Source organism: Oceanimonas pelagia (assembly GCF_030849025.1).
Lineage (GTDB): Bacteria > Pseudomonadota > Gammaproteobacteria > Enterobacterales > Aeromonadaceae > Oceanimonas > Oceanimonas pelagia.
Map to the genome: position 1 here is coordinate 2,514,760 of NZ_CP118224.1, position 15,736 is coordinate 2,530,495.

Annotated in this window: 12 protein-coding genes and 1 pseudogene; 5 read left to right on the plus strand and 8 right to left on the minus strand. The window is 53.4% G+C overall.

Annotation, left to right across the window (positions count from 1 at the left end):
• Positions 1–15 precede the first annotated feature (15 nt).
• Positions 16–1,422, plus strand: a complete 1,407-nt coding sequence (locus tag PU634_RS12005) for a nucleotidyltransferase family protein (RefSeq protein ID WP_306761053.1) — start codon at positions 16–18, stop codon at positions 1,420–1,422.
• Complete coding sequence (locus tag PU634_RS12010) at positions 1,415–2,707, plus strand: lipopolysaccharide biosynthesis protein (RefSeq protein ID WP_306761054.1); 1,293 nt, start codon at positions 1,415–1,417, stop codon at positions 2,705–2,707. Before PU634_RS12005 ends, PU634_RS12010 begins: the two co-directional genes overlap by 8 nt.
• A gap of 154 nt (positions 2,708–2,861) precedes the next feature.
• Here the strand turns inward: PU634_RS12010 and PU634_RS12015 are convergent, their stop codons facing one another.
• From PU634_RS12015 to PU634_RS12035, 5 genes are all read right to left on the minus strand, one after another.
• Entirely contained in the window at positions 2,862–3,338 is a 477-nt protein-coding gene (locus PU634_RS12015; protein WP_306761055.1) for a TRAP transporter large permease subunit, read from the minus strand.
• Positions 3,290–4,258 carry an IS1595 family transposase gene (locus PU634_RS12020; RefSeq protein WP_306761056.1) on the minus strand — a complete coding sequence of 323 codons (969 nt, stop codon included), beginning with the start codon at positions 4,256–4,258 and terminating at the stop codon, positions 3,290–3,292. Before PU634_RS12020 ends, PU634_RS12015 begins: the two co-directional genes overlap by 49 nt.
• A gap of 123 nt (positions 4,259–4,381) precedes the next feature.
• Positions 4,382–5,872 carry a CoA-acylating methylmalonate-semialdehyde dehydrogenase gene (locus PU634_RS12025; RefSeq protein ID WP_306761057.1) on the minus strand — a complete coding sequence of 497 codons (1,491 nt, stop codon included), beginning with the start codon at positions 5,870–5,872 and terminating at the stop codon, positions 4,382–4,384.
• Positions 5,873–5,956: 84 nt separating this feature from the next.
• Complete coding sequence (aptA, locus tag PU634_RS12030; protein ID WP_306761058.1) at positions 5,957–7,300, minus strand: omega-aminotransferase AptA; 1,344 nt, start codon at positions 7,298–7,300, stop codon at positions 5,957–5,959.
• 534 nt (positions 7,301–7,834) lie between these two features.
• Complete coding sequence (locus PU634_RS12035) at positions 7,835–8,803, minus strand: IS1595 family transposase (protein ID WP_306761056.1); 969 nt, start codon at positions 8,801–8,803, stop codon at positions 7,835–7,837.
• A 61-nt stretch (positions 8,804–8,864) separates the two neighbouring features.
• Here PU634_RS12035 and PU634_RS12040 point away from each other — a divergent pair.
• Positions 8,865–9,628: pseudogene (locus PU634_RS12040) on the plus strand (IS5 family transposase); the annotation flags it as partial.
• Positions 9,629–9,785: 157 nt separating this feature from the next.
• On the opposite strand, the gene PU634_RS12045 reads toward PU634_RS12040, so the two are convergent.
• Positions 9,786–10,442 (minus strand): LysE family translocator, encoded by a 657-nt coding sequence (locus PU634_RS12045; protein ID WP_306761059.1) that lies wholly within the window; start codon positions 10,440–10,442, stop codon positions 9,786–9,788.
• Between the two features lie 266 nt (positions 10,443–10,708).
• Complete coding sequence (nhaC, locus tag PU634_RS12050) at positions 10,709–12,268, minus strand: Na+/H+ antiporter NhaC (protein WP_306761060.1); 1,560 nt, start codon at positions 12,266–12,268, stop codon at positions 10,709–10,711.
• A 773-nt stretch (positions 12,269–13,041) separates the two neighbouring features.
• Here nhaC and PU634_RS12055 point away from each other — a divergent pair.
• Positions 13,042–14,001, plus strand: a complete 960-nt coding sequence (locus tag PU634_RS12055; protein ID WP_306761061.1) for a LysR substrate-binding domain-containing protein — start codon at positions 13,042–13,044, stop codon at positions 13,999–14,001.
• A 13-nt stretch (positions 14,002–14,014) separates the two neighbouring features.
• On the opposite strand, the gene PU634_RS12060 is transcribed toward PU634_RS12055, so the two are convergent.
• The gene (locus PU634_RS12060; RefSeq protein ID WP_306761062.1) at positions 14,015–14,920 is read right to left on the minus strand and encodes a LysR family transcriptional regulator; all 906 of its coding nucleotides are present in this window, start codon (positions 14,918–14,920) and stop codon (positions 14,015–14,017) included.
• Positions 14,921–15,024: 104 nt separating this feature from the next.
• Between PU634_RS12060 and PU634_RS12065 the strand changes: the two genes are divergently transcribed.
• Positions 15,025–15,627 carry a short chain dehydrogenase gene (locus PU634_RS12065; protein ID WP_306761063.1) on the plus strand — a complete coding sequence of 201 codons (603 nt, stop codon included), beginning with the start codon at positions 15,025–15,027 and terminating at the stop codon, positions 15,625–15,627.
• The last annotated feature ends 109 nt before the right edge of the window (positions 15,628–15,736 follow it).

Genomic DNA, 15,736 nt, shown 5'->3' on the forward strand with positions numbered 1-15,736 from the left:
CGCAAGGAGAACATCATGCAAGCCATTATTTTTGCCGACCGGCGGGGCGACGAGCTGTTCCCCCTCAATGAAACTCAGGGCCCGGCGCTGCTGCCGGTAGCCAACCAGCCACTGCTGCAATACGCCATTGAGGATCTGGCGGCGGCGGGCATCAGCCACATACTGGTGGTGGCCGCCGATGAACTGCCGCAACTGGAGGCACACTTTGGTAACGGCGAGCGCATGGGCGTGCAGCTGGATTATGCCCTGTCCCGGGGGGAGGAAGCGGCCGATGCCCTGCTGGCGCGGCTGGCAGGCCGGCTGCAGCCGCCCTTTGTGGCCCTGCGCGGCGACATGCTGCGCTCGCCCTGCTGCGCCGCCTTTTTGCAGGCCTGTGCCGGCTCTCCCCATGAAACACTGATCCACGCCCGGGCCGGCCGGGCCAACGCCGGCCTGTGCCTGGTGCGCGACCGGAGCGCGTCTCTGGCCGGACTGAGCTGGCCGCTGGCCACCCCCGGTGCACACTGGCTGGATCTGCCCGATACCGAAGTGAATGCCGTAGCCAGTCTGCGCCAGTTGTTCGAGGCCAATATGACCGCCATGGCGCGGGTACTGGCCGATGACAACGCGCCGGGCTGGCTGGTTAGGCCCGGCGTCAAGGCCGGTCGTCAGTGCCAGCTGGCCGGCAAGGCCGAAGGGCCGACGCTGCTGGGAGCGCAGAGCCGCACCGAGGCCGGCGCTCGCCTGCTGGGAGGCTGTGTGATCGGCGAGCGTTGCCTGCTGGATCGGGACTGCCGGCTGCAGCGGGTGCTGGTGCTGCCAAATACCCATATCGGCCCCGGCCAGCGACTGGCCGACTGCATTGTCAGCGGTCACTGGCGCATTCCCCTGGCCACCCTCAGGCCCGAGCGCATTACCGACACCGCGGTGCAGGCCAGCCTGGCGCCCACCGCCGGGGCCAGCTCCTGGCCCGAGCGGCTGCTGGCGCTGGTGCTGCTGCTGCTGTCGCTGCCGTTGTGGCCGCTGGCGCTGGCGCTGTCGTTGCTGCGGGCACCGCGCCAGCCCCGCCTGGAGCGCTGGCTGCCATCGCTGCGGGCCCCGGCAGAAAGCTTTGTGTGCGCCCGCTTGTTTGCCACTCCGATGCCGCTGTTGCGCCACCTGCCGCTGCTGGGGCTGGTGGTGACCGGGCGGCTGCGGCTGTTTGGCGCGGCCCTGACCCCGGCCACCGCTGTGCTGCCCCTGCCCGCCGCCGCTCCCGGCCTGCTCAGCCCGCAGCTGGTGGAGCTGGACGCCGGTGCCCCGCCGGAAGAAGTGGCGCTGGCGGAGCTGGCGTTCACCACCGAATGCAGCCCCGGCCTGCTGCTGCGCCGGCTGGCCCGGGCCGCCCGGCTGCTGTGCTCGGCCAGGGCATGGCGTGCCCCGCAGGAGCCGGCCCATGACTGATGCCACTCTTTCACGGCCGGTCATGAGCCTGCTGTTGAGCGCCGGCACCAGCCTGCTGCTGCGCGCCCTGGGGCCGGCCAGCGCCTTTGCCCTGACCCTGCTGCTGGCGCGCCAGCTGGGGGCCGAGAACACCGGGCGTTTTTTTTCGGGCATGACCCTGATCACCGCCCTGGCCATGGTGGCCCGCTGCGGCCTGGATACCGCCCTGCAACGGCTGGTGGGTCAGGCCGGAAGCTGCCCGCACCGGCTGGCGGGCATTGGCCGGCGGGCCTGGCAAACGGTGCTGCTGCTGGCGCTGCCCCTGACCGGCCTGTGCTGGCTGACGGCCCCGCTGATCGCCGGCGCGCTGCTGCAAAATGCAGATCTTGCCGGGCTGGTGCGGCTGCAGGGGCTGATGATACTGCCGCTGGCCCTGCTGAGTGTGCATGCCGCCCTGCTCAAGGCGCTGGAATATCCGGCGCTGGGCACGGCGCTGGAGGTGACCGCCTGGCCCGCCCTGACCCTGCTGTTGTTGCTGGTGCTGCCGGTCGCCGGTGAACTGACCGGCCTGGCCAGCTTGTATCTGCTGGCAGTTACCCTGGCCGCCGCCATCAGTGCCCGGCTGGTGGCGCGCCGGCTGCCGGCCACCCGGCAGGTGACCGCCCTGCCCTGGCGCACCCTCTGGCAGCGCGCCCTGCCGCTGGCGGGAGTGGATCTGATGAACTTCGCCCTGCTGTGGCTGCCCTTTCTGCTGCTGCCGCTGCTGGCCAATGCCGCCGAAGCGGGCGTCTACAACGTCAGTCACCGGCTGGCGGCCCTGCCCGGCCTGCTGATGCCGGTGTGCGCCGCCATCACCTCGGTACGCTTTGCCCGTTACTGGCAACAGGGAGACACCACGGCCCTGAGCCGGCTGGCGGGACACAGCACCCGGCTGATGACGTTGCTGGCGCTGCCGCCGGTGCTGCTGATGCTAGGCCTGCCCGATCCGTTGCTGGGGCTGTTTGGTGAGGAATTTGTGGCCGGAGCCGGACCGCTGGCGGTGCTGGCGCTGGGTCAGCTGGGGCTGCTGGCACTGGGCCCGGCAGGCTATCTGCTGGCCATGAGCGGCCATGAAAAACAGCTGCGCAACCTGACCCTGATCACCACCCTGCTGAGCCTGCCGCTGTGCCTGTGGCTGCTGCCGGCATTCGGGGCCTGGGGCGCGGCCTGGGTGGTTACCCTGACCCGCCTCGGCAACGCTCTGCTCTGCGCCCGGCTGGTGCGACGCCGGCTGCCACTGCCCGGCTGGCTGTTATGGTCCCGGTGAGATGACACCTCCGAGAAGCCTCGTCCCCCCGTAAAGGCGCTGAGGGCTTAAGTCGGTTTCACCGTGCCTCAGCTGCTCAAAATTCAAGCAAATCATACTATTAAAATTTAAAAACTATGTCATTAATATATGAGAGCCATATCAGTAAAGCCACCTATTCAACCCCCATCAACTGCTGAGGCAGGAATAATGACAATTCCGGTATAAAGGTCACCAGAAACACCATGGGAAGATGCCCGAACACAAGAAATTTTAACGTGGGCGCAATATATTTATCTAGTGAGAGCTTACTTACCCCTCCTGCCATATAAAGCATTGGCGCACAAGGCGGTGAAACATTACCCAACCCAAGATTCACGCCAACAATAGCCGCAAAGTGGATCGGGTGAATACCCAACTGATTAATGACCGGCAGAAAAATAACCGCGGCCAACACGCTACCTGATATGTCATCCACAATCATCCCAATAAGCAACAAAAGAAAGTTGATGAGTAACAGAATGATATATTTGTTGTCGGACACTTGCAGCAGAAAGTCGGCGAGCTGTTTCGGAATCTGCTCCATAATCATTGCCCGACTGGCTATGTTCGCTTTAATTGTTGAAAACGCGGCTGGATCGCGCACTGCCATATAAAATCAATGGGTTGAGCATCAGACTTCCTGGTCTGCTCAAACCACCTGAACCAACCAAGATAACGGTGAAGGTACTTGGTGGCGACACCGTGAAAACGCATCATCCATTGCTTTAGTCGGCTGTGATAAGCATTCACACCCTGGATATGGAATATCTCTTCCCGTACCCGCTGGCCGGCACTGCTGTTAACCGGTTTGTGAAGCAAATAATGTTTGGCTGCCAACGCTTCGTAGTTCAGGTGTCCATCGCTACAGAGCACAGCGCCAGGTTGTAATCGCGGGAGCAAACAACGCTCCAGCTTTCGGAGCGTAAAGCGTTTCATGACAAAATCAGCTTCGTTGTGGTTGCGGTCGCGCAGCACCATCACTTTGACCCATTTGACGTTTTTCTTATCGTTACCACGGCGGTGAGGCTTTCTCTGGCTGAGTTTCCGTTTACCTTTGAAGGACTCACGTATCATGGTTTCGTCGGCTTCGATGATGCCACCGAGCTCAGAAGATTTAAGATAATCAACCAGTTGCAGGAAGCGGTGTCGCCACCGGAATGAGGTTCCCAGATTTATCTGGCACTGTTTGGCAGCGTTGCGAAGGGTCATCGAGGCCATCATTCGCTCTGCGTACGCCAACCAGCGCTCAGCCATTCTGAGCCGGGAAAGTGGTGTCCCGGTCAAAGAAGTGAACGTCTTCTTGCAAGCCCGGCAACGATAACGCTGCCTGCTGTTCATGCTTCCCCACTTATAGGGAGTATCATCATGGCAATGCGGACACGTTGGATGCGAAGCGGTCAGCTCTTCTAGCCAGGCAATGAGCTCTGGAAAGGAGTCTGGTTGCTGAAGCAACATCAGCAGCTCATGGCGCTGCCGGGGCTGGAGTTCAGTCAGGTGGCATTTGAGTTGGGCGAAATCTGTACTTTTCATCGTTCAGCCTCCTTGGAGGTGACTAATTCAAGTATAGCTTTCAACGATTAACTCAAACATAGCCGTGTCCATCACTGATCGTGCCTGATGGGAAGGGCCACCCGGAGTGGCCCTTCTGAGTAATTAGCTTGGAAAGGCGAACTGGGCGCCTTCACGCACACCGGCCGAGGGCCAGCGCTGGGTGACGGTTTTGCGGCGGGTGTAAAAACGCACCGCATCGGGACCGTAGGCATAGAGATCACCGAACAGTGAGCGCTTCCAGCCACCAAAGGAGTGATAGGCCACGGGCACCGGCAGCGGTACGTTGATACCGACCATGCCTACCTGAATGTTGTCGCTGAAGTAACGGGCCGCTTCGCCGTCTCGAGTAAAGATGCAGGTGCCATTGCCGTATTCATGGGCATCAATCAAATCCATGGCTTCCTGCATGGTTTCCACACGCACCACCAGCAACACAGGACCGAAGATCTCTTCCCGGTAGCACAGCATCTCGGGAGTGACCCGGTCGATCAGGGTGCCGCCCACGAAGAAGCCCTGCTCGTAGCCAGGCACGGACGGGTTGCGGCCATCGACCACGATCTCGGCGCCCTGCTTCTCGGCACTGTTGATATAGCCCACCACTTTTTCCATGTGTGCCTGGGTGATCACCGGACCAAAGTCGTTCTGCTTGTCGTGAAAGGCACCCACCTTAAGGCTCTGCATCTGTGCCTGCATTTTCTCTATTAGGGCATCGGCGGCCGCATCGCCCACCGCCACCGCCACCGACAGTGCCATACAGCGTTCACCGGAAGAGCCAAAGGCGGCGCCAGTCAGGGCGCTGACGGCGTTGTCCATATCGGCATCGGGCATCACAATGGCGTGGTTCTTGGCGCCACCCAGGGCCTGGCAACGCTTGCCGTTGGCACTGGCGCGGCTGTAGATGTATTCGGCAATGGGGGTGGATCCCACAAAGCTCACCGCCTGCACGCGCGCGTCGTCCAGCAGGGTATCGACCGCTTCCTTGTCGCCGTTCACCACGTTGATGACGCCGGCGGGCAAACCCGCTTCCATCAGCAGCTGGGCGATAAACAGGGTTGAGCCCGGATCCCGCTCCGACGGCTTGAGCACAAAGGTGTTGCCGCAGGCGATGGCCATGGGAAACATCCACAGCGGCACCATGGCCGGAAAGTTGAAGGGAGTAATGCCGGCGACCACCCCCAGGGGCTGAAACTCGCTCCAAGAGTCGATGGCCGGCCCCACGTTCTTGCTGTGCTCTCCCTTGAGCAGCTCGGGCACGCCGCAGGCGTATTCCACGTTCTCAATGCCCCGGGACAGCTCCCCCATGGCGTCGTGCACTATCTTGCCGTGCTCTTCGCCGATCATTTGGCAGATTTTCTCGGCATTCTGCTCCAGCAGTTCCTTGAACCGGAACATGACCCGGGCACGCTTGAGCGGCGGCGTATTGCGCCAGGCCGGAAAGGCGGCCTGGGCGGCGGCAATGGCTTCTTCTACGGTGGCCTTGCTGGCCAGTGCCACCTGTTTGGACACCTCGCCGGTAGAGGGGTTGTAAACGTCCTGGGTGCGGCCGCTGTCGTTAACAATGGTGCCGTTGATCAAATGACCTATGGTGTTCATTCAATATACCTCTTTGAGTTTCAAATACTGTGGTTAACGCCGGCGGCCGGACCTGAGCGCTTTGCCCGGCCGCCGGCCACTGATTCAGTCCAGCTCGCCAATGGCCTCGCCCAGGGCATTGACCAAACGGTCTATCTCTTCCCGCTCCACGATAAAGGGCAGGCCGAGCTGAATGGTGTCGCCGCCATAGCGCACGTAGAAGCCCTTCTGCCAGCACTTCATGGCAATCTCGTAAGGGCGACGGGCCGGCTCGCCGGGGTGGCTTTCTATCTGCAGGGCACCGGCCAGGCCGTAGTTGCGAATATCGCTGACATAGCGGGTGCCCTTAAGGCCGTGTAGGGCCTGTTCAAATACCGGAGCCATCTCCTTGACCCGATCGATCAGCCGGTCCTGCTGCAAAATGTCGAGTGACGCCAGCGCCGCCGCGCAGGCCACCGGGTGGCCGGAATAGGTGTAGCCGTGGGGCAGCTCCAGCATGTAGTCGGGACCGCCCTGCTCCATAAAGGTGTGGTAAATCTCGCCCTTGCAGATCACCGCCCCCATGGGCACGGCACCGTTGGTCAGCTGCTTGGCCACGTTCATGATGTCGGGCACCACGCCGAATTCCTCGGCACCGGTCATAGATCCCATGCGGCCAAAGCCGGTGATCACCTCGTCGAAGATCAGCAGGATGTCGTGCTGATCGCAGATCTCGCGCAGCCGTTTCAGGTAACCCACCGGCGGCGGAATCACGCCAGCGGAGCCGGCCAGCGGCTCGACGATCACGGCGGCAATGTTGGAGGCATCGTGCAGGGCAATCAGCTCCAGCAGCTCGTCGGCCTTGTCGGCACCAGTCTGGGGCATGCCCCGAGTAAAGGCGTTTTCCGTCAGCAGGGTATGAGGCAGGTGATCGGCGTCGATGCCCTGGCCAAACAGCACCCGGTTGGCGCCAATACCACCCAGGCTAATGCCGCCGAAGTTCACACCGTGATAGCCCTTGGCGCGGCCGATCAAGCGGGTCTTGCTGGCCTTGCCCTTCTTGCGCCAGTAAGCCCGGGCTATTTTCAGGGCGGTGTCGGCGCTCTCGGAGCCGGAGCCGGTGAAAAACGCGTGATCCAGGCCGTCAGGGGTCAACTCACGCAGGCGGTGGGCCAGTTCAAAGGCCTTGGGGTGGCCGTATTGAAAGGCCGGGGCATAGTCCAGCTCACGCAGTTGACGGGACACCGCCTCGGCAATTTCGGGGCGGTTATGACCCGCGCCACAGGTCCACAGGCCGGAGAGGCCATCAAAAATACGACGGCCGTCCACGTCCCGGTAGTAACTGCCCTCGGCACCCACGATGATGCGCGGATCCTGTTTGAACTGACGATTGCCGGTGTAAGGCATCCAGTAGGCATCGAGCTGTTCGGAGCTCAGACCGGCGCGCTGCAAGTAATCCTGTTTAGACATATTCCATCCCATCCTGCTGTTGAGGGGTAACCGCTGATGGAATGATTGTGTCGCTGGTGTTAATAAAGTTAAATACAAACTTAATCAACAAAAGGTAAATGAAAACTCAACTTAAACCTCTTCAGGCTAGAATTCTATCCGTATCCCAAAAAGAGTAGACAGATGGATGAAGCACAGTACAACATCATCTACTGTCGACAGTTCAACATGGCTTTGGTTAATCACGATTCACCGACCTGCTGAACTATGAACAAACCATCGAACAATAACATTTTCATCAGCGCCGGGGCGCGTTTTCCAATACAGGGATAACGCCATTAACGGCACTGATGCTTAAGGCCTTCCTTGGCTTGTCGCTACGAGAAAAAAAAGGTTTATCAATTCCACTTTTCAGCTGATACATGTACTGCTAAGTACGCCCGGATAAACCAGCATCTGCCACTGAGATCTGGCTGTAAGCGTCAAAACCGCTTGCCCAGCAAAGGTTGCATCACTCACTGGACATCGATGCCACCGGATTCAAGCTGTTGGGGGCTATGTTCGCTTTAATTGTTGAAAACGCGGCTGGATCGCGCACTGCCATATAAAATCAATGGGTTGAGCATCAGACTTCCTGGTCTGCTCAAACCACCTGAACCAACCAAGATAACGGTGAAGGTACTTGGTGGCGACACCGTGAAAACGCATCATCCATTGCTTTAGTCGGCTGTGATAAGCATTCACACCCTGGATATGGAATATCTCTTCCCGTACCCGCTGGCCGGCACTGCTGTTAACCGGTTTGTGAAGCAAATAATGTTTGGCTGCCAACGCTTCGTAGTTCAGGTGTCCATCGCTACAGAGCACAGCGCCAGGTTGTAATCGCGGGAGCAAACAACGCTCCAGCTTTCGGAGCGTAAAGCGTTTCATGACAAAATCAGCTTCGTTGTGGTTGCGGTCGCGCAGCACCATCACTTTGACCCATTTGACGTTTTTCTTATCGTTACCACGGCGGTGAGGCTTTCTCTGGCTGAGTTTCCGTTTACCTTTGAAGGACTCACGTATCATGGTTTCGTCGGCTTCGATGATGCCACCGAGCTCAGAAGATTTAAGATAATCAACCAGTTGCAGGAAGCGGTGTCGCCACCGGAATGAGGTTCCCAGATTTATCTGGCACTGTTTGGCAGCGTTGCGAAGGGTCATCGAGGCCATCATTCGCTCTGCGTACGCCAACCAGCGCTCAGCCATTCTGAGCCGGGAAAGTGGTGTCCCGGTCAAAGAAGTGAACGTCTTCTTGCAAGCCCGGCAACGATAACGCTGCCTGCTGTTCATGCTTCCCCACTTATAGGGAGTATCATCATGGCAATGCGGACACGTTGGATGCGAAGCGGTCAGCTCTTCTAGCCAGGCAATGAGCTCTGGAAAGGAGTCTGGTTGCTGAAGCAACATCAGCAGCTCATGGCGCTGCCGGGGCTGGAGTTCAGTCAGGTGGCATTTGAGTTGGGCGAAATCTGTACTTTTCATCGTTCAGCCTCCTTGGAGGTGACTAATTCAAGTATAGCTTTCAACGATTAACTCAAACATAGCCGATAGCGCTATTGAAACGGCACTCATGCTCAAGGCCTTCTTCGGCTTGCCGTTACGGGCACTGGAAGGATTTATCAATTCCGTTTTTCAGCTGATTGACGTCCTGCTGACCTCACCGGGATACAGCAACATCAGCAAGCGCGCACAAACGGTAAACGTGAAATACCGATTGCCCAGCAAAGAGGCTGTCACTCACCTGGTTATTGATGCCACCGGGCTGAAGGCGTTTGGTGAGGCAAGTGGAAACAGCGCAAACATGGCAAGGATAAACGGCGGGTCTGGCGCAAGTTGCACCTTGCTGTAGATGCCCATAGCCATGAGGTCATCGCCGCTGAGGTCAGCCTGGAAAACGTGGCGGATAGCGAGGTCTTACCCACCTTGCTCAACCCGCTTCGGTGCCGGTTACATCAGGTCTCGGGCGATGGCGCTTACGATACTAGGGAATGCCAGCAACTGTTGATCAGGAAAGGCAGTAAAGCGACCATCCCGCCCCGCAAGAATGCGGGCTATTGGGGAGAAGGCCATCCGAGAAACGACGTCATCACAGTACTGAAATCAGAGTATCAGCACGAATGGAAAATCACATCTGGCGACCATTAGTGGCCGCTGGCAGATACGGCGATGTCCCGTTACAAACAGCTGGTGAGCTCCCAGCTCAGCCTGCGTAAATACAACAGTCAAGTCGACGAAATTTTAGCCAGCGTGAAGGTTATGAACAAAGTCATCGGGCTCGGTATGCCTGTTCGCCAGCCGGTCAGTTAAGAGTATCAAGCCCAGAAGGGACAGGCTGTCCCAGCTCTGATTTGATCAACAGCGCCGTTACCGAACAGACTCAACTACCAAGCTGAACAAGACATTAAAAGCCGAGTACTATACCAGTGAGAGCACTCGAGCTCGACAGAAAGCTCGAAAGCCTTGTTCAACTATTACTCGAGCTGGCTAACAGTACACCAGCACAGATAAACATCCCACCTGTTGCTCTATTGATATGCATAACTCCTCTTGATGTCTTAACAAACCGGACTATGCTCATCCCAAACAATGCATACATAGCTGCGGCACTATACTCTGTCATGAGATAAAGAGTACCAAGCACCATGAATTGATTATTCACCAGCGTGGTTGGATCTATGAACTGAGGAAAAACAGAAGAAAAAAGCAGAATAGCTTTGGGATTACTGATGGCAATGAGAAAATCTTGTTTCGCTAGGGCTGCATATTCAGATAGAGTTAGTGATCGCTTACAATTTGTTTTTGCATTATCATAGACAGGGCTTTCACTTTGACCGACAGTACGAGAATTCCAGGCTTTAAAACCCAGGTAAACAAGGTAAGCAGCACCTAGCCACTTAATTATAGTGAAGGCAATGTAGGACGAAGCAAGCATTGCGCCTAGCCCCATAGCTGTGAGCAGGATAAGAAAACCAAAGCCTACCACTCTCCCTGTCGCAGATACTACAGCAGCCATCATCCCTGACTGAACACCAATACGCATAGATAAAAAGTTATTGGGACCAGGCGTTAAAGATATTAGCTGAGCTATGGGTAAAAAAAGAAAAGCATCTATTAATGTCAACTGCAGTTCCTCTTATATTCTTAAAGCGTGAAATCGAGAAATTTTCAATATTACCATTACCGGTTTATGGATAGAGCAGAGGTAAGGCTTGTAGATTTTTTTGTATATAGTGCACAAAAGATGTTTTTTAGTAAATTCGCTTCGATATGATCGTTGTGTATACATGTCACTCTCAGCAAACAACACTAAAGGTAACACCCTCACCTTTAATAAAAGGTTGCGTATTGTACCGATGAGACAGGGCACTCATCGGTACTTTTTCATGGTTAAGCTTGTGGCAATACACTTTTGTTAATTTGTGAGCCTGAAGTTAAAACACCATCAATCAGGATAGCCTCATCACGTTCCTGCCATTGAAGATAATCCTCTTCGGTTGCTTTAGGAATAAACATTCCGGTTACCGAATAAATAACATCGATAAACAGTGAGCACCAGCAAGCGATAGCCCATGGCAAGTAGTCAAGTGTTGCCACACCAAGAGCGCCAGTGACAAAGACAGCACCAGAGCTCCAAGGTATCAAAGGGGCAGTTAATGTTCCAGCATCTTCCATTGAGCGAGAAAGGGCTGTCACATGAATGCCTTTACCTCGAAAGGCTGGAGCTAACATACGACCGGGTAGAGCCATGGCAATAAATACATCACCTGTAACTACATGAACGCCAAACACGGATGCCAGTCCAGACAGCATTGTCTTGGCTTGTGTTTTAGCAAACTGCATAATTCTGTCAAGAATAGTCTCTAAACAACGGGTTGATTCAAGAATTCCGCCGAAAGAGAATGCAATTAATATCAAGGTGATAGTCCAGTTCATCGACATGACCCCACCCTTTGAGAGCAGTGAGTCTACCTCGGCCACACCAGTGTTACTTTTGTAACCATTCAGCATTGCGTTAAAAACTTCGTGAACGGTAACACCTTGAAAAATCATAGCACAGGCCGCACCAATTATTACCCCGGTAAAAAGTCCTGGTATTGCAGGCATTTTCATTACAGCCAGTATGGTAACTATAATCGCAGGTATTAATAGTAGAGGTGATAAAGAGAATTGAGACTCAAGTGATTGCATGGTGATATCGAGTTTTGTCTGCTCAATAACTCCGTCACCGAATGACATTCCTACATAAAGATAGACTCCAAGTGCAATAACCATTGCTGGCAAAGTAACTGGAATCATATTTTTTATATGAGTAAATAAATCACTTCCAACAACTGCTGGTGATAGGTTAGTAGTGTCGGACAAGGGAGATATTTTATCTCCAAAGAATGCTCCAGAAACTACGGCACCCGCAGTCATATATGAAGGAACACCTAGGCCCTCCCCAATTCCAATTAGCGCTAACCCCATTGTACCAGTTGTCCCCCATGAGGTGCCTGTTGTTACTGATACAACAGAACATAGTAAGCATGCACTGAACAAAAACAAACTTGGATCTAGTACCTGAAGTCCATAATAAATCATGAGTGGCACTGTGCCTGACTGAATCCAAACACCAATGATCATGCCAATTATATAGATAATGAAAATTGCAGGAAGACCAACATGTATAACATTAAACATGCCTTCCTGCATATCTTTCCATTTATACCCCCTATACCATCCAAAAAGTGCTGTTATAACTACACCTATTGCTAATGGAATATGTGGTGACACATCATCGTAATAGAAAACCTGCATTGCAACTAAAATAATTGTCAGTACTATAGGGGCTAAGGCGAAAAAAAGTGATGGTTTCTCTATTTTATCTGGGTAAGAGGTTTTTTTATCAAGCTCTTCAGTCATGGTTGTTTCCTTCATTTTATCTTCATCCTGAATTTTCTTTCCCATGAACCTTCGGTTACACCTTGGGTAAGTGATGTCATTTAAAACGATACAAATAGTCTCTAGGGTAGTGCATGGGTGGCACCAACTTTCACTCTACTCCCTCATGCTGCAGCCAGAACTACTCCTGCACTAGTCATAGAGTTTTATCTTTAAGTACATCTCTGACTAAAAACAGAAACCATTACCATGACCTCTGAATCATAAGAGGGTAATCAGCTATGACACTCAAGATTTGTCCGATATTGCAGCAGATTAATAGGTGAGTTAAATATGAATTTACTTATGTTTAGTTTGTAAAATGCAAAACAAATTATGTGGATAATGTGCTATGTAGATCCAGAGACTTCGCTCTTTGCTTGCTAGGGTTGTCCATACCAGTTGTTGAGTGGGGGCTATCGCTTTAATCCCCTCATCCATCCTGGACTATGGTATGTACTATGAGAAAAAATTGAGCCCACACCAACGCAACAAACACTTTTATGTTTAAGTTATTAATAGTTAAGGTTTTTATTGTTTCCTTTTGATTGTTTGATTGAGTCCCTTCCTTGGCTCCTCGGAGCGCCTTTAGTCCCCTGGTCGTACAGGTCTAATCTATAGTTTCAGCTCTTCAGGCGTCCCCGATGATTGTAAAAATCATGTTGACAATTGATATGATCAAAAATTAAGATGTGCACATTAATGCATTCATTGTGTGTTGTGTGCTAAGCTGTGATGCAGATTAATATCCAGCCTAGGAGAAGCTTGGAACTTGAAATAGTAGGGGTTGTGAGGTTGTAATGAAACGTTGGGGGACACGTGGTGGGCTATTGCCAACACTTAATAACCTCATAGCTCTTGAGGCGATAGCAAGGCTGGGGAGTTTTCGAGCGGCAGCCGATGAGATGTCGTTAACCCAGGGGGCTGTTGCACAGCAGGTGCGAATGTTAGAAGAAGAGTTGGGGTGTTCGCTCTTTGAGCGCTTACCGCGGGGGGTAACTCCTACTCGAGAAGCTCGTGAATACATCAACCGCTTGCGTTTTGCCTTAGACATCATCGACGAAGCGACCCGGGCATTGCTTGAGCAGGGTTCGACCGAAGATGCAGACCGTTTAACCGTCAGTACGACGCCAACCTTTGCCAGTCATTGGCTGATACCTCGTTTGCCTGGATTTGCAGGATCTAATCCTTCTACTTCCGTCATGATCGACGCGTCGGAAGCCATCCGGCCACTGCGAGGGAAAGGCAGTGTCGATATGACTATTCGTTGGGGAGCCCCTCCTTTTGCAGAAGGAGTGGCTCAGTTCCTGTTACCCGGAAATTTAATACCAGTATGTTCCCCCGGGTTGGTGGAGTATAAGGCTGTATCTAGACCAGAAGAGTTGGCACGGCTGCCTTTGATTTCTGACAGCCATAATCGTTGGAAAAAATGGCTTGAAATATATGGTATTTCCGGTGTGAAGCCTTCCGGACCAGTATTTTCACAGACCAGTCATGCAATTGAAGCCGCCATTCAAGGGATGGGCGTAGCGCTTGTACCTTTGGTATTTGTCGAAGTGGCATTGAGATCTGGTGTACTAGTTAATTTGCTCGGTAATCAATATGGTCTTAATTCTGACATTGGCTTCTACATTATTACAGCTGCCCCTGTGTTGCCGGAATCACCCTGTGATATATTGATTGACTGGCTACTCGCAGAGGCAAGCTCATTTTCATCAGAAGAAAAACATCCTCTTCATCCAGAAAGCCTCCAAGTATGACAATCCGGTAGCGTTAACCATTCGCAGTAGCTCTTTCAGAGAACCAAGCCTTTACAAACTCGATGAAGCGACGATTCTTGAGTGGGAGCATTCCTTGGTAATTGTATACTAGATATATCGGTTGAGCAGGGGAGATAAATTCATTCAGCACCGAGTCCAAACGCCCTTCACACACGTCTTTTTCCACTAAATAGGTAGGTAATCGCGCTAGGCCTTTTCCAGAAAGTGCTGCCTCTCTGATAAGCGGGTAATGATCAATCGACATTCTCCATGGCACATGGAACCGTTTCAAACCTGAATTAACCGAGAAAGGCCAGCTCCCTGTAGCATCCACCCGGCTATGCAAAATAGCTATATGGTTAACTAAGTCGTCTATCTTACCTGGGCGGCCATACTGAGCAAAGTAGCTCGGCGATCCAAAAATGGGAGTACTCAACTCGCCGATCCTGATTGCCACTAGGTCGTCATCTAACTGACTGGAAATTCGTATTGCCATATCCAGTCCCTCGACTTTAAGGTCACGAATACCGTTGTGCAACTCTAACTGTACCTGAATACTTGAATACTTAGCTTGAAAAGCTGAGATGATTTCACTAAGAAAAACATGACCGAAAGAGACAGGAACTGACAGTCGGATTATTCCACTCATTTCTCCTTTGAGTACATCGACTGCTTTGGATGCTTCTGTAGTGATATCAAGCAGCTGGGTACAAAAATCGACGTATGCACGGCCCGCTTCGGTCAGTTCGATACGCCTAGTTGTTCTGTAAAGGAGCTGTAGTCCTATTGAGTCCTCCAGCCTGGAGACCTGCAAACTGACATAGGCTTTGGAGCGTTTAAGCACCTTTGCGGCTCCGGTAATGCTACCTGCCTGTACGACCACTGCAAACGTTGTCATTTCCTCTACCAGATGTCTCATTGTTTTATATCCCTAACAATGCGTTCATAAAAAAGGCACTAATCACATGGCGATGTATATATTAGCATTATAACCATATCAAATGAGTAACAGGAGCTATAACAATGCGTATCATTCTAATTGGAGCCACCGGCCATATAGGTAAAGCAGTAGCAGCAGAGTTGAAACAGAGGCACGAGGTGATCACCGCTGGGCGAAGCTCCGGTGATCTGATAATGGACATCACCGACCCCAAGTCCATCCGTTCGGCATTTGAGCAAGCTGGCAACTTCGACGCTGTTATTTGCTGTGCCGGTCATACTACATGGAAGCCGTTTGTGGAAATGACCTACGAAGATTACGAGTTCGGTTTGAAAGATAAGTTGATGGGTCAAGTGAATCTAGTATTGATCGGTCGGGAATATATCAATGACAACGGCTCTTTTACCCTGAGCACGGGGGTTACCGACCACGATCCGATCCCAATGGGTAGTTCAGCTTCCATGGTCGCCAACGCAATCAGCGGTTTTGTAATGGCAGCAGCAATCGAAATGCCGCGTGGTCAGCGAATCAATGTAGTCAGCCCAGGTGTTATCGAAGAAGCAATGGGGACCTATGGAGCATTTTTCCGTGGACATTGTCCAGTGCCAGCTGCTCGTGCGGCTCTGGGTTATGCCAAGAGCGTTGAAGGGCTGCAGAATGGCCAGACATTTCGCATCGTATTGTAATACCTGATTTGCTAATGCTCCCGGGTATCTGCATTAACTGGCCGGGAGCGTCAATCATCAATCCCGTTCAGGCGGTACTTGACTGCCCGCCTTCTTATCTTTGACGGAT